Raw genomic sequence first — 16765 nt, forward strand, 5'->3', positions numbered from 1 at the left:
ACAGTGTCCCGCGTAGATTCCTCGGCATGCGCGTACTGTTCGCCAGCCTTGCCTCGGTGGGACACACCTATCCGCTGATCCCCCTCGCGATCGCCGCACGCGACGCCGGGTACGAGGTCCACTTCGCCGCCGGTGAGGACGTGCACGGGGCGTTGGCGGCGAACGGACTGCGGCCCTTCCGCCCCGCGGACTCGTTCTACGAGATCTACGCCGAGGACCTGGAACCCGAACTGGCCCGACTGAAGCCCGATCTCGTCGTACACGAATGGGGCCTGCCCGGGGCGGCGGTTGCCGCCGCGCGGGCCGGCATCCCCGGCATCTGGCACGGATTCGGACGCATGATCCCCGAAGGCATCGGCTTCGATCTGCCCACGAGCAACACCGAGGCGCCCGGACGCCCGCACGTCGACATCTGCCCGCCCTCCCTACAGGACGAGCATTTCCTCGCCACCGAGGAACGCCTCGTCCTGCGCCCCGTCCCGTTCTCCGCCCCGGCCGCCGCGGCGACCGGGGCCATCCAGCGGGGCTCGCAGCCGCTGATCTACCTGACGCTCGGCACCGCGTTCGGCACCCCCGAGTTGCTCACCACGGCCATCGAGGGCTTGGCGACGCTGGACGCGCGCGTGGTGGTCGCCGCCGGCCGGGTACGCCCGGAGCAGCTCGGCGACCTGCCGGACAACGTCACCGTGCAGACCTGGTCACCGCAGGCGGACCTTTTGCCGTACGTCGACGTGGTGGTGCACCACGGCGGCAGCGGCACCACTCTCGGCGCGCTCGGCGTCGGCGCCCCGCAGCTGTTCCTGCCCCAGGGGGCCGACCAGTTCGCCAACGCCGAAGCGGTCAGCGCGGCAGGCGCCGGACTCCGACTGCTCCCGGAAGAGGTGAGCTCGGACGCCGTCGCCGAACAGGTACGGAAGCTGCTGCCGCGCGACGGACACACCGGCCACCGCGACGCGGCCCGGACGATCGCCGAGGAGATCGCCCAGATGCCCTCCCCGGACGACGTCGCCCGCCACCTGCCGGAGTACGGGAAGAGCGCATAAATCCCCGACCTGGCCAGACGCCACGCCCCTGAGCGCCGCGCTAGTCCGGCGGTCGCTGTAGGAGCTGCCGGGACGACTCGAAGCCCAGCCGTTCGTACACCGGCACCGCCCTGCGGCCGGAATGGACCGTCACGCGAACGGACCCGAGCTGGGTCGCATGCTCCGAAGCAGCCCGCACGAGTGCCGAGCCGATCCCCTGGCCCCGATGTTCCGGCATGACAAAAACGCTCTGGATGTCTCCGGACAGCCGACTCGTCGCGCCGGGTCTCGGGACGCGGGGCACGAGCGCGACCCAGGCCATACCAACGATCTCCGGCCGCCGGAGCCGAGCAACGAACGCCACATGCGAGTCCCGACGGGCCGCCCACCACTCCGCAAGCTCCGCCCCGAACCCGTCAACGGCCCCCCGCGCCGGTTCCTCCTCGAGCGTGTCCATCCACAACAACCGAGCCAAGCCCACAACGTCGTCCACACCCGCCCGCCCAATCCTCACGTAGGTAACTCTCCCATCCCACTCCCTTCGTCGATCTTGCAGTTGTGGCGCCTGGGAATGCCTGACTTATTGGGGTTTGCGTACAGCCACAAGTGTAAGATCGCCGGGCTGATCGGGGCGCTCGTGCGTCGGGTGTCGTAGTCTGGCGGACTTTGCTTTTTCGGGGAGGTTGGGGTGGGCGAGTATCCGCAGGACGTCATGCAGCGCTATCACGGCACGGCCGAGCAGATGGTTGCCGCGCTGGTGGGCGATCCGCCGGCGAGGTGGCAGTCGATCGTCATCGAGGACTACGACCCGGCCTGGGTGGACCGGTTCGCTGCCGCCAGCTCGTCGCTCACCGAAGCGCTCGGCGGCCTGGTCGTCGGAGTGGAACACGTCGGGTCCACGTCGGTGCCGGGACTGGCGGCGAAGCCCGTCATCGACATCGATCTCCTCGTCGAGGACACGACGGACGAGTCCCGCTACGTCCCCGCGTTGGAAACGCTCGGCTACCGACTCGTCCTCCGCGAGCCGTGGTGGCACGGGCATCGGATGCTTGTCAGCACCGCCGAGGACGTCAACCTGCACGTGTGGCCCCAGGACGCGCCGGAACCCGTACGGCACCGGCTGTTCCGCGACTGGCTGCGCTCGCATCCGGAGGACCGGGAACTGTACGCGACAACCAAGCGGCGCCTCGCCCGGAACACCGCAGACCGACCCGGCGACTATAACCTGGCGAAGAACGACGTTATCGATGCCATCTACGCCCGTATCTTCGCCACACCTCCGGGGCCTTCCTACTGACAGGCTTGCTCGGATCGGCAGTTCCTGTCCGGGACAACCACCGAACAAGCCTGCAATCAGGCCGGACACGCCCCCGCTGTCCGGGACACGCATCGACGCTGGCACCCAACCGTCCGGCGTCAATACGCTGAGCCCGATCACGTACCCATGGACTCATTCAGAGCCATGTGGAGTTACTACCGACAGCGGGGAGAAATCATGAGGCGTCTACTACAGGTAGCGGTCGTGACCGCCACACTCTCGATGGGTGCCGTCGCCATTCCTCAACCTGCGAGCGCTGCCGGCTGCCAATCCATCCAGTGGCAGCAAATGCGATTCAAGGACATGGCGCCGTTCCGCGAGTGGTATGCCGCCAGCGCCGACCCAACTGGTTACGCCTTCGACGAGTACACGTACACCATCAACGGCGTCTGCACCAGTACGGCTGGAAATCTGTGGTACCGCCGGGCTGCCGATGGGGCGCCATCCGTCTACATCTTCAGCGACCACCGCCGCCCGCTCTAGTCCACGGCGGGACCCGACGGCGGACCACGCGGAACGCTCGACCAGGGCGGCATCCCTGCCGAGCGTTCCGCCCCGCAAAGAACATGCGCCGAGTCGGGTCGGCGCTGTCTGGCGTACGCGACGAGGCCGAGGACCTCGGCGAGGGCACCCTGCGGCCGCGGGTCACGCACGTGCCCGAGGGCGCCGACGCCTGGCAGGGGGACTGGATCTCGCTGATCGGCGTGGAGATCCTGCCTGGCGGAGGCGGCGGACCGGACCGCGCGCTGATCGTCCGGGTGCAGGCGCTCCCGGGGTACGCACCAGCGCAGGCGGTTGCCGTACCCGGAATGTGTGGGGTGTGAGGGTGGCCCGGTCGATCATCGCGCCTGCCCTACATCTACCCTTACGTCCATTGTGGATCTGCCGCCTCGTCGCCCAGCCCTGGCCCTGCGCCGATGCGCGGCTCGCCCTGGTCGACGGCTTCCGCGACAGGACGCCGAGCCTGACCCTGCTCCTCGCCAGCCAGTTCGTCGAGGAGCTCGGTGACCTCGACACCATCGCCCCGAAGCTCCGCGCCCCGCCCGATTCCCGCGTTCTCGACGAACGCTTCATCGGCTGGGTGCCCGTGCGCCGTACCTGATGGGGAACGGACCACGGCTCACGAAGAAAGGAGCGCCGGCGTGACCGACGAGATCGACGACGACCTGAGCGCCCCGCACCGCCCCGGCGACGACTGGCTCTGCCGGGACGACGGCCTGGAATGGCCCTGTCCGATCTTCCGGCGCCGGATGTGGATCCTCTACCCGAACGACCCCCATCGGTTGGCCGCGTTCATGCGTCACTTCCGCGACAAGGCGGCACCCGCCCTGCCCGAACTGACCGCCAAGCAGGTGGAGGCTCGGTTCATCGGCTGGATCAAGGATCCTCCGACCCGTCGCCGACTCCGCGCGATCTGAGCGCCCGCACCGGCACGGACGGTGCGCTCTCCGTTTCCGGGCTGACCGGCGGGGCTAGGCGAGCCTGCGGCGTACCCACCAGAAGCAGAAGGCGGACAGGAGCACGCTGAGGGCGAGGAAGACGGCCGTCTCGTACCACTGGAGGGCCCAGAACCGGCTGGCCGGTTGGTAGGAGGCCTGCTGCCGGAGGTCGAGCGAGGCGAGCCAGGCCATGCACCCTTCTTTGGAGAAGGTCTTCCGGCCGCACGTCTGAGGATCGGCCGGGCCGGTGAACGGCTGCCCGCTCGGGGTGACGGTGGTGTTCGACACCACCCAGGCGCCCGGTTGGTTCACCTGCCCGGTGACCATCATGTCGGTCTCGGAGATCATGACCGACTGCATGGCCGAGGTGTCCAGCGGCGCGGTGAAGCTGACCGGGGTGACCAGGTGCGGGCGGAGGTAGAGGGGCGAGGCGACCAGGGCCGCGACGATCACCACGAGGGTGACGGCCATGGCCGGGATGGTGCGACGTACGAGCATGCCGGCGGTCACCCCGACCACGAACGCGAAGGCGGCGTACCCGATCGGGACGATGCCCCGGCCGGGGAAGACCAGCGGCAGCATCCGGTCGAGATTGGCCTTGTCGATGGGCGCGGCCCACCAGGTCACCGCGAGACTGAACACACCGGCCGTGGCCATGCTGACCAGGCCGACTCCGACGAGCTTCACCGCCAACCACCGGGTACGGGTCACGCTCTGGTTCCAGATCAGCCGGTGGGTGCCGGTCTCCAGCTCACGGGCGATCAGCGGTGCGCCCCAGAACACCCCGATGATCCCGGGCAGCACGAACATGAGCACGAGGGCGACGACGTAGACGCGGCTGTTCACCACGGTCATCGCCTCGTTGACGAAGCTGTCGGCGGCTGCCGTGCAGTTCGCCTGGCAGGCGGCCAGCCCGGTGGTGCGGGACAGCCGGGCCAGGTTCGGTCCGGTGACGGTCAGCGCGACCACGAGCGCGGCCAGGGCGGCGAGCGCCATCCACGCCTGGATACGGAATTGGCGCCAGGTGAGCCAGGTCATCGGGACGTCTCCAGCACGGGTGCACGGCCGACGGTGGCGGCCTGGGTCATGTAGGCGAGGACGAGGTCCTCCAGATCGAGCTTGTCCACGGTGCACGATGGATCGTCGATCGGTGCCGAGCTGCGTACGATGACGGTCGACTGCCGTTCGGTGTGGCTGGCCTGGATCACCTGGTGACCCGCCGGGAACGTGGCCGGGTCACGGGTGGGCCCGGTGAGCCGGTGATGGGTGGCCAGCAGTTCGTCCACCTCCCCGGCGACCTGCACCTTCGATGCGGCCAGCACGATCAGGTAGTCGCACACCCGCTCCAGGTCGGCGACCAGGTGCGAGGAGAGCACGACGCTGGCCTCGTGTTCGGCGGTGAACTCCATCAGGGTCCGCATGAACTCGCGCCGGGCCAGCGGATCGAGGCTGGCCACCGGCTCGTCGAGGATCAGCAGCTCGGGCCGCTTCGCGATGGCCAGGGTCAGGGCGAGCTGGGCCCGTTGACCGCCGGAGAGTTTGCCGGCCTTCTGACCGGGATCGAGGCCGAGTTGCCTGATCCGGCCGGTCGCCAGGGCGTTGTCCCAGCCGGGGTTGAGCCGGGCGCCGAGGCGCAGGTGGTCGGCGATGGACAGTCCGGCGTACGTCGGGGTGTCCTGGGCGACGAAGCCGACCCTGGCCACCTGCGCCGGCCCGGACGCCGGACGCGCACCGAGGACCTCGATGGTGCCGGAGGTCGGTGCCAGCAGTCCGCAGGCGAGCTGCAACAGGGTCGACTTGCCGGCGCCGTTGGGGCCGACCAGTCCCACCACCCGTCCCGGCGGAATGCTCAGGGTGCAGTCGGACAACGCCTGGCGGCGTCCGTACCGCTTGCCCAGGCCGTTGGTCTCGATGACCGGGGTCATGCCTTCTCCTCGGCGGGCGCGCGGAAGGTGCTGAGGAAGAGGGCCTCGATGCTCTCCTCGGCCAGGCCGGCTGCTCGGGCCCTGGTCAGCCACTGCTCCAGTTCCAGGCGCAGGGGGCCGTGCGCGGCCAGCGACTCGTCGCTCAGCGTCCGGGTCACGAAAGTCCCGACGCCGGGCCGGGGTTGCACGAGTCCCTCGTACTCAAGCTCGCGGTACGCCTTGAGCACCGTGTTCGGGTTGATCGCCACTTTCGCCACGACGTCCTTGACCGTGGGCAGCCGGTCACCCTCGCGCAGCAGGCCCAACCGCATGGCCTGACGCACCTGGTGGATCAACTGCATGTACGGCGAGACGCCGGAGCGGCCGTCCAGGTGAAACTCGATCACCATCATCTCGATTCAACTAGGTTACTAGCACAATAGCTATTTTCCTCCCCCGGATGTCAAGAACCGCCACTTGACAGTTCTCGGCTATGGCCATTAGCTTTTGGGCTATGAGAGATAGCCGGACGATCCCGGTCAGCCGTCACGCCACCGGAGCACCGGGTGCCTAGGGCCGGGCTCTCCACCCCGGCCGTGGTCAGCGCCGCGCTCGACGTGGTCGACGAACAGGGCGCCGGCGCCCTCACCCTCGCCGCCGTCGCCGCCCGCACCGGGGTCGCCACCCCCTCGCTCTACAAACACGTCGGCAACATCGCCGAACTGCGCGCCCTGGTCGGCGTACGGGTGATGACGGAGATGGCCGAGCGCTTCGGTGACGCGGTGATCGGGCGCAGCGGCGACGAGGCGGTGACCGTGCTGATGCACACCTACCGCGACTACGTCCGCGAACACCCCGCCCGGTACGCCGCCATGCCGGCCGACCCGCTGCACGATCCCGCCGTGGTCGAAGCCGCCACCCGGCTGCTCAACGTCTTCCTCGCGGTCCTGCGCGGCTACGGGCTCGACCACAACGCCGCGATCCACGCCACCCGGTGCCTGCGCTCGATCGGCCACGGTTTCGTCTCCATCGAGGCCGGCGGCGGATTCGGCCTGCCCCAGGACCTGGACGAGACGTACGAGCAACTGATCCGGATGTTCGTCGCGAGCCTGCCCCGGCCGTGACCGCGCTCCGCCCCTCCACCGAAGGAGACACCGGAATGTCCACCCCAGACACGCGCATCCGGCTCGGTGCGCTCGCCGCCGCCGTCGCCGCGCTGATGTTCCTGCTCTACCCCGCCGTACGGCCGTGGACGGACGAGACCACGGTTGCCGGTGCCACCGAGGCGATGAGTTCCGGGCGGTGGGTCGCCTCCCACCTGTTCGCCATGATCGGGTTCATCCTGCTGCCGCTGGCGCTGCTCGCCGTACGGTCGCTTGTCGCCCGTACGGCCGGCGAAGCCCTCGCCGCCGCCGGTGTCGTGACCACCTGGATCGGCGCGGGTCTGACCCTGCCCTACTACGGCGCCGAGGACTTCGCCCTGAACGCGATCGCCGGCCGCTCCGCCGACGGGCAGCCGCTCGACCTGCTCGACCTGGTCGACGCCGTACGCTACGGCCCGGTCGCGATCACCACCTTCGGGATCGGCCTGGTCCTGCTCGGGGTCGGCGCGGTGCTCGCGGCGGTGGCGATCTGGCGCTCCGGCCTGCTCCCCCGGGCCACCGGCATCCCGTTCGCGCTCGGTTTCGCCCTTTTCCTGCCCCAGTTCTACACACCACCGGCGGTCCGGATCGGCCACGGTGTACTGGTCGCGGTCGGCCTGGCCTGGGTGGCCCTGACCCTCTGGCGGCAGCCGGCGGCGACCCGCCCGAGCCCGTGACGAGGAAGGACCCGTTGCCACCGCCGCAGCGATGACAACGGGCCCGCACACCCCACTTCTTCCCGGCGTCGATGTCCGTGGGCGAACATCTCCAGGATCGGTCAGCGGTTGCCGAGCACGCTGACCCCGGCCAGCCCGGGTCGGGCGAACGGAAGGTCGGGGAGGTCGGTGAGGGTGACCCGGACATGGCGCCCGAGGCCGGTGAAGAGTCCCCGCTGGGTCTGTCCGGCAGCCGGATCGGCTGCCCGGTCGAGCACCTTCGTCCAGGTGAGGCCGTCCTTGGACACCTCGACCGTGTAGCCGTAGCCGAACTGGGCGGCCTCGCCGGCACCGGTCGGGACGGTGGCGCACTGGCCGGTGGCGGGACCGGCGACCGCGTTCGGATCGCCGTCGCGTACCGGAGCCGGCTGGTTGCCGGTGCAGGCCAGTGGCCCGCGTACGGTGTTCGCCGACACCACCACCGGCCGGTTGCCGGTGCGGTTGCCGGAGAGGCTGACCGGGCCGGCGACCTGGTTGCCGGTCAGCACGACCTGGCCGGTGGTGCCGCCGACCGAGACCGGGCCGGCGATCCGGCTGCCGGTCACCCGCACCACGACCGCCCCGGTCGCGGAGACCGGACCGGCGATGGTGGCGTTGTCGGCGACCAGCGAAGCGCCGGGGCGTACGGTCACCGGACCGCTGACCGTGCCGGTGAGGCAGGTGACCCCGTCGGTCACGGTGAGCGGGCCGGGATGGGTGCCACCGACCGTACGGGTGCAGGCGTCACGCACGTCCGTACGCGGGAAGGTCAGTTCGATCCCGGCGAGGGTGCGCCAGCGTCCCAGGTCGACCTGCCACCGCTGACCGGCCGACGTGCTGGCGGCCTTCCAGGCGGTGGCCGGGTCGCCGTCGGTGGCCAGTGCGGCGGCGTGTCCGGGCAGCGCACCCGTGGCGGTGGCGGGACGGCCGGCGGAGACGTCGACCGGGGTGTCCCCCGCGGTGTAGCGGGTGTAGTTGTAGAGCCGCTTCGCCTGCGGCAACGGGGTTCCGGTCACCTTCGCGGCCAGGTCGCACGGGCCGTTGCTCTTGATGGTCAGGGAGGCGCCCTGGATGTACTCGACGACCTCTTCCTTGTCGTCGCCGCAGAAGTCGGCGTGCCAGAGCCGGGCGGCCGGGTCGAGAACGCTGATCACGTCCCCGCTGCCGTTCATGATGGTGGTCGGCTCGCCGCAACCCCGGTTCCACACCATGATCAGGTCGCTGTGGTCGCCGGTCCAGTTGTGGATCGGTTCCGGGATCGACCCCCAGCAGCCTCGGGTGGTCCGCGCCTCCTGCCAGACCATGCCGCCCTGCTCGTCGAGGAGGAACAGCCCGTCGTACCCGTTCGCGGTCCGGTCGATCCGGTCCAGGCCGAGCGACTCCAGACCGGGCAGTTCCGGGATGTAGTCACCGGTCATGATGTTCTGCGTCTCGACGATGTCGCTGTTGCGCCAGAGTTCGGCACCGGTACGCAGGTCGTGCGCGACCGCCGCGTCACCGCCGAGGATGAGTTCGGGTTCGGCGTCACCGGCGATGTCGGCCATCCACATGGTGTCGGCGTGGCCGTCGCCCCGGTGCTGCCAGAGCAGTTGCCCGTCCGGGCCGACCATGTCGTAGCCGATCATCACCTCCTGCCGGCCGTCGTTGTCGATGTCGTACGGCCAGGGGTAGTGACCGGTGTTGCCCCGGTGGGTCCAGAGCAGGGTGCCGTCGCCGGACAACGCCCACGCGGTGTCGTAGCGGTCCTTGAGGATGATCTCCTGGGCGGTGTTCCGGCCACTGAGGTTGGCGAAGATGATCGCGTCGTGGGCGAGCCGGTCGGGCAGCGCGAAGTCGCGTACGAGTTGCCCGGTGGCGCCGTCGAAGATCATGAACCGACCGGGCTGACGGGTGTCGCCGCCCGGGTGCATGATCCCGACGACCTCGTTGTCCCCGTCCCCGTCGACGTCGTGCACCTGGGCGGGGATGTCGCTGCCGTTGTTGCGACCCCGGGGATCGGGAGTGCCGGCCTGCCAGAGCAGCCGACCGTCCAGGTCGTACGCGGTCAGCGCGGCGACCAGCGCGCCTTCGTACCGGTCGTCGGCGACGTAGTGCGGTTGCATGTAGACGATGTCGAGCCGACCGTCGCCGGTGACGTCGCCGAACAGTGGGCGGGATCCGCCACCGGCGGCCCTGGTGTCGAATGTGGTGACCACGGTCGGCACGATCTGGGCCGGGGCGGCGACCGGAGCCTGCGGGGACTCGGCGCGGGCGAGACCCGGTGGGGCGAGTACGGCGAGCAGCGCCACGGCCGAGCCGGCGGCCCGCCAGGGCCAGGACCGGGGTCGGGCGGAGCGGGACAGGGGTGCGTGCGGCATGTCGGAGCCTCCTGAAGGGAGCGGGGGGATTCCGCAAAGGAGATGAACCGTTTCAATAGACCGCGGTCAAGATATCCAGGACGTTACGAAGGTGTCAAGGAAAACAACGCCTTCCCCAATCCGGCGCGTGCTTTTGCCAGTGGGGAGGCGTGATCGGTTGACTTGCATACAAAGTCGCCGGTAACTTCCGAAGATTGAACTGTTTCAGATCATCCGTGCGTCAGACCGTCAGACCTGGCCGCCGAAGAAGCCGTACCGGGACAGCGGCCCGATCAGCTCGCGTTCCTCGTACGCCAGGTGGGACAGGAGCGCGTCGGTGAGCACGTCGACCGCCTCCTGGATGCCGGAGAGGTCGTCCGGGTGGCTCACCAGGTCGACCAGTGCCCGGTCCACCGCTTCGAGCACCTCGTGGATGACCTGGTGCTCCTGGTCGAGCCGGTCGATCACCGCCGCCAGCCCCCGGTCTGAGGCCTTCAGGTACGGGAAGATGCTGCCGCTCTCCATGGTGTGGTGCTGGGTCAGCGACACGCAGTAGGACTGGCAGAAGGAGCCGAGGGTCCAGTTGTTGGACCGCAGGGTCATCGCGTTGACCTCGCCCCGGGCGGCCCCGATGTCGAGGGCGTTCGCGCGTACCTGGTCGAGGATGTCGCGTACCCGGGCGAGTTCCTCCCGGTAGTGGTTGTGCACGTCGATCAGGTGCTTGCCGGCGGAAACGCCACGGCCGGTGAACCGCACCTCCTGCTCCGGCTCGGGCGCGGTCGGTCGGGTGCTCTCGTCCCAGACCTCGGTGCTGCTGTGCCGGGTACGCGGCGGCGGAGTGGGCGCGAGTCCGGTACGGCCGGTCAGCCAGTGGTCGGTGTCGGTCACGATCTTCCTGTCTCTGCTGGTCATCAGGTCGGCGATCAAGCTGGTTGACGGGTCAGCGGGGCCAGTCCCGCCACTGCCGCAGCGTCGGGATGACCGTCTTCTCCTCGAGGTCGAGGTGGGCCAGCAGCTCGGTGCCGACCGCCTCCAGGGCGGCGATCAGCCGTTTCCTGGTCTCCGGCCGGTCGTCGCCGCGGAGCAGGTCGGCCAGCGCCTCGACCTGGTCGAGCAGGTCGGAGATCCGACGGTGGTCGGCCTCCAGCCGCTTGACCGCCGGCACCAGGGCCGGATTGGACCGGCGCAGGGCCGGAAAGAGCCGTACGTCCTCGTTGCCGTGGTGCGAGTGCACCAGCCGGCAGTAGCTCAGGCAGTTGGTGCGAAGCTGCCAGAGCGGGCCACGGGTCTGCAACGAGCGGACGGTCGAGCGGACCCGGTCCGGTGCGGCGCCCCGGCCGATCTGGTCGGCAAGCTTGCGGAGCTGGTTGAGGTCACGGCGCAGTACGCCGTGGATCCACCTCAGCTCCTCGACCAGATGCTCACCCGGTGCCTTCGCCTGCCGGGGAGCGCGAGCGCGACTCATGCGGACGACCGTACCAGATCGTTTGTCTCGACAAATAATCCGTGGTCGCAAATCATTTTGGCTCTGCTAACATAACCCGCATGACGGTCGAGGAGACCCGGTCCCGGCGGGCAACGGACCGCATCGGCCTGCTGCTGGCCCGGCACGGCGGGATCAGCAACGCCCGGATGCGCGACGCGCTGGAGGCCACCGGCCTGAGCACCCGGCAGGGCATCACCCTGATGCACCTGGCCGAGAACGGTCCGATCGGGCAGCAGGCGCTCGTCGAGGCACTCGGTGTCGATCCCAGCGCCCTGGTGGCCATCCTCAACGACCTCGAACGGGACAACCTGGTCGAACGGCGCCGGGACCCGGCCGACCGACGACGACACATCGTCGTCCTCACCGACGCCGGCGGCTCGGTTCTGACCAGGGTCGACGCCGCGATGGACGCGGTGGAGCGCGAACTGCTCGCCCACCTCGACGCCGACGAGGTCGCCACCCTGCACCGGCTGCTGAGCCGGATCAACACCGCCGTCGACGACGACGCCTGCCGCGAGCACTGACCCCGACAGGGGTACGCCGACCCACAGCGGGTACGCCCCCACCGTCAGCACCGGGGCGCGCCGATCGCCCCCGGTCGTACGGGGGAGGAGTCGGCGGATGATCGAGTTGCCAACCGAGAACGACCCGCGCCTGCAGGCCACGTACCGGTCCGACCGGGTCTGGAGCGGCGTCACCACCAGCGGCGACGGACGGGTGTTCGTCAGCTTTCCCAACGCCGACCGCCCCGGCATCCAGGTCGCCGAACTCGGCCCCGACGGCCAGCACGTGCCGTACCCCGACGCCGCCTGGAACTCGGTCCGCGAGGACCACCACCCCGATGGCGCGTTTGTCCAGGTCAACGGCCTACGGATCGGGCCGGACGGCCGGCTCTGGATCATCGACGCGGGTGCGCCGGGCGTCGGCCGGGCGGCGATTCCGGGCGGCGCCCGGCTGATCGTGGTGAACCTGACCACCGACAGCGTCGCCGACATCTACGACCTCGGTCCGGCGGTCCGCCCCCGCAGCTACCTCGACGACCTGCGGTTCAACGGTGACCAGGTCTACCTCACCGACGCAGGCGAGCCGGGACTGATCGTCCTGGACCTGGGCTCGGGCGAGCTGCGCCGGGTGCTGGAGGACCATCCCAGTACCACCGACCAGCGCCCCCTGTACGCCGACCACCGCAAGGCCCGTGGCCCCGAGGGCGACGACCTGCTGGTCCACGCCGACCAGTTGGAGGTCTCCCCGGACGGCGGGCAGCTCTACTACCAGCCCGGGTCCGGACCGATGTCCCGGATCGGCACCCGGTGGCTGGACGACCCCTCGGTCACTCCCGGCGAGCTGGCCGACCAGGTCGAACCCTGGCTGGACACGCCGACCACCGGCGGCACCGCGATCGACGCGAACGGCGTGATCTACCTCAGCGACACCAACCAGCGGCGGGTGCTGGCGATCAGCCCCGACCGGGAGGTGGAGACGGTGGTCGCCGATCCGCGCCTGGTCTGGGCCGATGCCATGTGGCTCGACAGCGCCGGCGACCTGTGGATCCCGGTCCCCCAGATCAACCGCACCGCGGGTTTCAACGGTGGCGTGCAGGCGGTCGAGTATCCGGTGTGGATCTACAAGATGCACGTCGGCGCGGCCCCCGCTCCGAACGACCACCTCTGACCGAATGCGCGAATCATGCATGTTCGATCCTGAATGGATCATGCATCATTGCGGTACGTGTCGGATATGTTCGACTGAGCCAAAGTTAAGGCACTTTTAATGCCGTGTCGCGCCGCAAACTGGGTTAGCCGCCCATCGCGCAGACGCATAATGCAACGCAGGTCGCCTGGCATCCGGCCAAAAGCGGCATATCGAGAGTGAGAGGTGGAGCCGTGAAGCTCACCTTCGTTCGCAAGACTGCGTTGTCACAGGTAAACAACTGCCCGTCGCTATATCGCACCGACCGCGACACCTTCGTCGTACAGGGATGGCGGGTGTCCGACCCCGAAGCCCTGGCACAGCTTGACGTACCCGCGCACGAGACTGTGGTCGAGGTGCCGGTCGACGTACTGGCGGAGATCGCCAAGGCCATGTAGTTATCTGAGATCGGCTCACCGACCAGGAGTACGCGCACCCGCGAGAATCCCGCCGGTGAGCCGATCGACCTAAGCTGGACAGCGGAGGATCCACCACCGGGCCGGTGCCGTACCCGGACCGGTCAGCCCGACATTGGCTGGTCACTCGGCCGCTCTACCACCTGCGATGCCTTGTGAGCTGTACCGTGACGCCTACCCAAGCGCAGCTTAGGAGCAGGTGATGTCCAGCAACCAGACCGGCAGCGACCGAGGAGCGCTTGGGGCGAGGCTGCGAGAGCTTCGGGCACGCGAGGGCATTTCAGGGATAAACCTGGCAAGCCGGCTGGGCTGGGTCCAGTCGAAGGTCTCCCGGATCGAGACCGGTCGGCAACTACCCACCGAGGACGACGTACGGGCCTGGGGCGCGGTCATCGACGCCGACGAACCCCTCCTCGACGAGTTGCTGCGACAGTTGCGCGCACTGCGCGGGGAACACATCGCCTGGCGGCGCGGTGCGGTGGACGCGGCACAGACCGGCACCCAACGTTCCATGATGGAGTTGGCTGCGGAGGCGACCCTGGTCCGCAACTTCGAACTCGGCGTGGTGCCGGGACTGCTCCAGACCGCCGACTACGCCCGCGTACGCCTCGCCGAGAACGTCGAGTTCCACGGTGCCCCCGGCGACGACCTGGAGGACGCGCTGCTGCTGCGGATCCAGCGCCAGCAGGTGCTCTACGACTCGACCAAGCAGTTCCGGTTCCTGGTGACCGAGTCCGTACTGCGCATGTCGCTCTGCCCGGTCGACGTGATGCGCGGGCAGCTCGACCGGCTCACCGCGCTGACCGGCATGAGCAACGTCGAACTCGGTGTCATCCCCACCGAAGCCCGGTTGCCGCTCGCCCCGCTGCACGGTTTTGTCATGTTCGACGACACCGTCACGGTCGAGACGTGGGCCGAGGAACAGACCTGGCAGACCGCCGCCGACGCCCTGCGATTCGGGCGGATCTTCGACCGTCTGCACGAGGTGGCCCGGCACGGCGAGGACGCCCGCGACATCATCCAGGCGACCCTGGCCGGTCTCGCCACCCCCGCATGACCTCGTCGAACGCGGCGTGGACCGGGGTGCCCGGCATCTTGTCGTAGATCGCGAACACCACCTCGTCGAACCGGTCGACCACCCGCAGCGCCTCGGCGAACGCCCGCGCCACGGTGCCGGGATCGTTGCGGAACACCCCGCAGCCCCAGGCCCCGAGCACCAACCGGCGGTGGCCGTGCGCGGCGGCGATCCGGAGCACCCGCTCGGCCCGCCGCCCCAGCACCCCGGGTACGTCGGCGGCGTCCGCCGGCTGGTTGCGCACGATCGCCCCGAGGTTCGGCGCGGCCGAGGTCAGGAACGTGCTCCGGAAGGGCCGGTTGAGCAGGTGACCCCGCTCGTCCCGGAACACCGGGACCCCCGGTGAGTAGATCACCCGGTCGCTGTAGCGCAGGTCCTGCTGGTTGCGGTGAAACTCGTAGAACTCCGGGGCGCTGCGCAGGCACGGGTAGAGGGCCGAGGCGCGGGCGATGTCCTCCTCCTGCGCCTTGGCGCCGCCGAGGAAACCACCACCGGGGTTCTTCGCCGAGGCGAACACCAGGCAGGCCACGTCCGGACCGAACCGCGCGGCGGCGCCCAGGGTCGACTCACGGGTGACCGTCACCGCCGGCCGCTCCAGCGGCTGCCCGTTCCCCGCCTCGTCCGCTGTCGGCGGGGACGGTCGCGGCGCGGGTTCGGGCAGCGGGGTGTCGGGCAGGTAGTGCCGGGTGCCGGCGATCGCGGCGCCGACCGCCTCGGCGATGCTGATCCGCGTACCGGCGGGGCTCGTGTAGTGGCCGGACTCGGCGATTTCGACGGTCTGCCGGCCGATCTCCCGGAGCCGACCACTCACCGGGTCGTCAGTCCTGCCGTTGGGCCGCGCACTGGGCGCAGGTGCCGAAGATCTCCAGCGTGTGCCCCACGTCGGTGAAGCCGTGTTCGTCGGCGACCCGCTTGGTCCAGGTCTCGACCGTCGGTCCGGCCACCTCGACCGTACGGGCGCAGTGCCGGCAGACCAGGTGATGGTGGTGGGTCGGGCTGCACCGCCGGTAGAGCTGCTCCCCGTTGGGCAGCCGCATGACGTCGATCTCGCCCGCGTCGACCAGCGTCTGCAGGGTCCGGTAGACCGTGGTCAGTCCGACCCCGACACCGCGCTGGCGCAGGTCGGCGTGGAGCTGCTGGGCGCTGCGGAACTCGGTCACCTCACCGAGCAGGGCGACGACCTCGCCACGCTGCCGGGTGTTGCGAGTGACCCCGGGCATGGAATTGATCACGAGCGACACCTTCCCGACTCGGGCGTACGAGCGGGGCCAAGTGTACGGGTCCGGGCCGTGACCTGCTTCACGGCGAGCACGCCGTACCGTGCCTGCGGCATCGACGTTGCGTCAGCGTCGAGCGATGGACCGGGATCGTCCGTGACACACGGCCCAACGCTCATCCGCCCCGGAAAGCACCTCGATCGGGGCGGCTACCGGGAGGACTTGCGGATGCCGGGCAGTTCGCCGCGCAGCGCCAACTCGCGGAACCGGACCCGGGACAGCCCGAACCGGGACAGCACCCCGCGCGGGCGGCCGTCGATCTGGTCGCGACACCGCAGCCGGACCGGGCTGGTGTCGCGGGGCAGCCGGCCCAGCCGCCGGACCGCCTCGGCCCGCAGTCCCGGATCGGTGTCGGGGTGGCTGATCAGCAGCTTCAGCTCGGTGCGACGGTTCGCGAACCGGGCCACCAGGTCGGCCCGTCTGGCCTGCCGGATGCCGAGACTCCGGCGGGCCATCAGCGCTCCTCGCGGAAGTCGACGTGTCGGCGTACCAGCGGGTCGTACTTGCGCAGGACCAGCCGATCCGGGTTGTTGCGCCGGTTCTTCCGGGTGACGTACGTGTAGCCGGTGCCGGCGGTGCTCTTGAGCTTGACCACCGGGCGGACGTCGGTCTGGCGGGCCATCAGAGCTTGACCCCGCGGGCCCGCAGCTCGGCGACGACCCGGTCGATCCCCTTGCGGTCGACCGTACGCAGCGCCTTTGCGGTGAGCGTCAGCGTGACGAAGCGTCGTTCGCCGGCCACCCAGTAGCGGTGGCGCTGGAGGTTGGGGTTCCACCTGCGGCGGGTGCGCCGGTGGGAGTGGGAAACGGCGTTGCCGAAGCTCGGTTCGGCAACGGTGACAGCACATCGTCTGGACATGGTGTTCCTCCTTCGGCCCACACCCTAACGGAAACCGTTTTCATTTTCATACTTCGGGTGGATGGGAATCCTCCCCCGCGCCATGCCATGATGACAACGATTTTCATT

Annotated in this window: 24 protein-coding genes; 12 read left to right on the forward strand and 12 right to left on the reverse strand. The window is 69.6% G+C overall.

Features of this window, described 5'->3' with window-relative positions:
* Window positions 1-26: 26 nt before the first annotated feature.
* Window positions 27-1043: a glycosyltransferase gene (locus tag ACWEFB_RS26400; RefSeq protein ID WP_452289573.1), complete on the forward strand. Its 1017-nt coding sequence runs from the start codon at window positions 27-29 to the stop codon at window positions 1041-1043.
* Window positions 1044-1083: 40 nt separating this feature from the next.
* Here the strand turns inward: ACWEFB_RS26400 and ACWEFB_RS26405 are convergent, their stop codons facing one another.
* Window positions 1084-1479, reverse strand: coding sequence for a GNAT family N-acetyltransferase (locus ACWEFB_RS26405; RefSeq protein ID WP_452289688.1), 396 nt, complete (start codon window positions 1477-1479; stop codon window positions 1084-1086).
* 231 nt (window positions 1480-1710) lie between these two features.
* On the opposite strand from ACWEFB_RS26405, the gene ACWEFB_RS26410 reads away from it, so the two are divergent.
* From ACWEFB_RS26410 to ACWEFB_RS26430, 5 genes are all read left to right on the forward strand, one after another.
* Window positions 1711-2319, forward strand: a complete 609-nt coding sequence (locus ACWEFB_RS26410) for a GrpB family protein (RefSeq protein WP_452289575.1) — start codon at window positions 1711-1713, stop codon at window positions 2317-2319.
* 225 nt (window positions 2320-2544) lie between these two features.
* On the forward strand, window positions 2545-2823 hold the full coding sequence (locus ACWEFB_RS26415; protein ID WP_452289577.1) for a hypothetical protein: 279 nt from the start codon (window positions 2545-2547) through the stop codon (window positions 2821-2823).
* 83 nt (window positions 2824-2906) lie between these two features.
* Complete coding sequence (locus tag ACWEFB_RS26420; RefSeq protein ID WP_452289579.1) at window positions 2907-3164, forward strand: hypothetical protein; 258 nt, start codon at window positions 2907-2909, stop codon at window positions 3162-3164.
* Window positions 3165-3214: 50 nt separating this feature from the next.
* The gene (locus ACWEFB_RS26425; RefSeq protein WP_452289581.1) at window positions 3215-3442 is read left to right on the forward strand and encodes a hypothetical protein; all 228 of its coding nucleotides are present in this window, start codon (window positions 3215-3217) and stop codon (window positions 3440-3442) included.
* A gap of 40 nt (window positions 3443-3482) precedes the next feature.
* Window positions 3483-3758, forward strand: a complete 276-nt coding sequence (locus ACWEFB_RS26430; protein ID WP_326556177.1) for a hypothetical protein — start codon at window positions 3483-3485, stop codon at window positions 3756-3758.
* Between the two features lie 54 nt (window positions 3759-3812).
* On the opposite strand, the gene ACWEFB_RS26435 is transcribed toward ACWEFB_RS26430, so the two are convergent.
* From ACWEFB_RS26435 to ACWEFB_RS26445, 3 genes are read right to left on the reverse strand one after another with little or no spacing between them, the layout of a single operon-like run.
* Window positions 3813-4817 (reverse strand): ABC transporter permease, encoded by a 1005-nt coding sequence (locus ACWEFB_RS26435; protein WP_452289583.1) that lies wholly within the window; start codon window positions 4815-4817, stop codon window positions 3813-3815.
* A complete protein-coding gene (locus ACWEFB_RS26440; RefSeq protein WP_452289585.1) occupies window positions 4814-5704 on the reverse strand; it encodes an ABC transporter ATP-binding protein in 891 nt (296 codons plus the stop codon). Before ACWEFB_RS26440 ends, ACWEFB_RS26435 begins: the two co-directional genes overlap by 4 nt.
* Window positions 5701-6090, reverse strand: a complete 390-nt coding sequence (locus ACWEFB_RS26445; RefSeq protein ID WP_326563182.1) for a GntR family transcriptional regulator — start codon at window positions 6088-6090, stop codon at window positions 5701-5703. The genes ACWEFB_RS26440 and ACWEFB_RS26445 overlap by 4 nt, the downstream gene beginning before the upstream one ends.
* A 159-nt stretch (window positions 6091-6249) precedes the next feature.
* Between ACWEFB_RS26445 and ACWEFB_RS26450 the strand changes: the two genes are divergently transcribed.
* Both ACWEFB_RS26450 and ACWEFB_RS26455 read left to right on the forward strand, forming a co-directional pair.
* On the forward strand, window positions 6250-6807 hold the full coding sequence (locus tag ACWEFB_RS26450) for a TetR/AcrR family transcriptional regulator (RefSeq protein ID WP_452289587.1): 558 nt from the start codon (window positions 6250-6252) through the stop codon (window positions 6805-6807).
* Between the two features lie 35 nt (window positions 6808-6842).
* Complete coding sequence (locus tag ACWEFB_RS26455) at window positions 6843-7502, forward strand: hypothetical protein (protein ID WP_452289589.1); 660 nt, start codon at window positions 6843-6845, stop codon at window positions 7500-7502.
* Between the two features lie 101 nt (window positions 7503-7603).
* On the opposite strand, the gene ACWEFB_RS26460 is transcribed toward ACWEFB_RS26455, so the two are convergent.
* The 3 genes from ACWEFB_RS26460 to ACWEFB_RS26470 all read right to left on the reverse strand — a co-directional run bounded on the left by ACWEFB_RS26460 (window position 7604) and on the right by ACWEFB_RS26470 (window position 11321).
* On the reverse strand, window positions 7604-9877 hold the full coding sequence (locus ACWEFB_RS26460; RefSeq protein ID WP_452289591.1) for a discoidin domain-containing protein: 2274 nt from the start codon (window positions 9875-9877) through the stop codon (window positions 7604-7606).
* Between the two features lie 228 nt (window positions 9878-10105).
* Window positions 10106-10768: a hemerythrin domain-containing protein gene (locus tag ACWEFB_RS26465; protein ID WP_326556171.1), complete on the reverse strand. Its 663-nt coding sequence runs from the start codon at window positions 10766-10768 to the stop codon at window positions 10106-10108.
* Window positions 10769-10796: 28 nt separating this feature from the next.
* The gene (locus tag ACWEFB_RS26470) at window positions 10797-11321 is read right to left on the reverse strand and encodes a hemerythrin domain-containing protein (RefSeq protein ID WP_452289594.1); all 525 of its coding nucleotides are present in this window, start codon (window positions 11319-11321) and stop codon (window positions 10797-10799) included.
* Between the two features lie 80 nt (window positions 11322-11401).
* Between ACWEFB_RS26470 and ACWEFB_RS26475 the strand changes: the two genes are divergently transcribed.
* From ACWEFB_RS26475 to ACWEFB_RS26490, 4 genes are all read left to right on the forward strand, one after another.
* Complete coding sequence (locus ACWEFB_RS26475; RefSeq protein WP_326556169.1) at window positions 11402-11866, forward strand: MarR family winged helix-turn-helix transcriptional regulator; 465 nt, start codon at window positions 11402-11404, stop codon at window positions 11864-11866.
* A gap of 97 nt (window positions 11867-11963) precedes the next feature.
* Window positions 11964-13013: an SMP-30/gluconolactonase/LRE family protein gene (locus tag ACWEFB_RS26480; RefSeq protein ID WP_452289596.1), complete on the forward strand. Its 1050-nt coding sequence runs from the start codon at window positions 11964-11966 to the stop codon at window positions 13011-13013.
* A gap of 212 nt (window positions 13014-13225) precedes the next feature.
* On the forward strand, window positions 13226-13429 hold the full coding sequence (locus ACWEFB_RS26485) for a hypothetical protein (RefSeq protein ID WP_363600691.1): 204 nt from the start codon (window positions 13226-13228) through the stop codon (window positions 13427-13429).
* A 220-nt stretch (window positions 13430-13649) separates the two neighbouring features.
* Window positions 13650-14504 (forward strand): helix-turn-helix domain-containing protein, encoded by an 855-nt coding sequence (locus ACWEFB_RS26490; RefSeq protein ID WP_452289599.1) that lies wholly within the window; start codon window positions 13650-13652, stop codon window positions 14502-14504.
* Here the strand turns inward: ACWEFB_RS26490 and ACWEFB_RS26495 are convergent.
* From ACWEFB_RS26495 to rpmB, 5 genes are all read right to left on the reverse strand, one after another.
* Window positions 14464-15333 carry a TIGR02452 family protein gene (locus tag ACWEFB_RS26495; RefSeq protein ID WP_452289601.1) on the reverse strand — a complete coding sequence of 290 codons (870 nt, stop codon included), beginning with the start codon at window positions 15331-15333 and terminating at the stop codon, window positions 14464-14466. The genes ACWEFB_RS26490 and ACWEFB_RS26495 overlap by 41 nt on opposite strands.
* A gap of 7 nt (window positions 15334-15340) precedes the next feature.
* The gene (locus tag ACWEFB_RS26500; RefSeq protein WP_452289690.1) at window positions 15341-15742 is read right to left on the reverse strand and encodes a Fur family transcriptional regulator; all 402 of its coding nucleotides are present in this window, start codon (window positions 15740-15742) and stop codon (window positions 15341-15343) included.
* A gap of 206 nt (window positions 15743-15948) precedes the next feature.
* Entirely contained in the window at window positions 15949-16254 is a 306-nt protein-coding gene (rpsN, locus tag ACWEFB_RS26505; protein WP_452289603.1) for a 30S ribosomal protein S14, read from the reverse strand.
* Complete coding sequence (rpmG, locus tag ACWEFB_RS26510) at window positions 16254-16421, reverse strand: 50S ribosomal protein L33 (protein ID WP_452289605.1); 168 nt, start codon at window positions 16419-16421, stop codon at window positions 16254-16256. Before rpmG ends, rpsN begins: the two co-directional genes overlap by 1 nt.
* The gene (gene rpmB / locus ACWEFB_RS26515) at window positions 16421-16657 is read right to left on the reverse strand and encodes a 50S ribosomal protein L28 (protein ID WP_452289607.1); all 237 of its coding nucleotides are present in this window, start codon (window positions 16655-16657) and stop codon (window positions 16421-16423) included. The genes rpmG and rpmB overlap by 1 nt, the downstream gene beginning before the upstream one ends.
* Between the last annotated feature and the right edge of the window lie 108 nt (window positions 16658-16765).

The organism is Micromonospora sp. NPDC004704 (assembly GCF_053601675.1).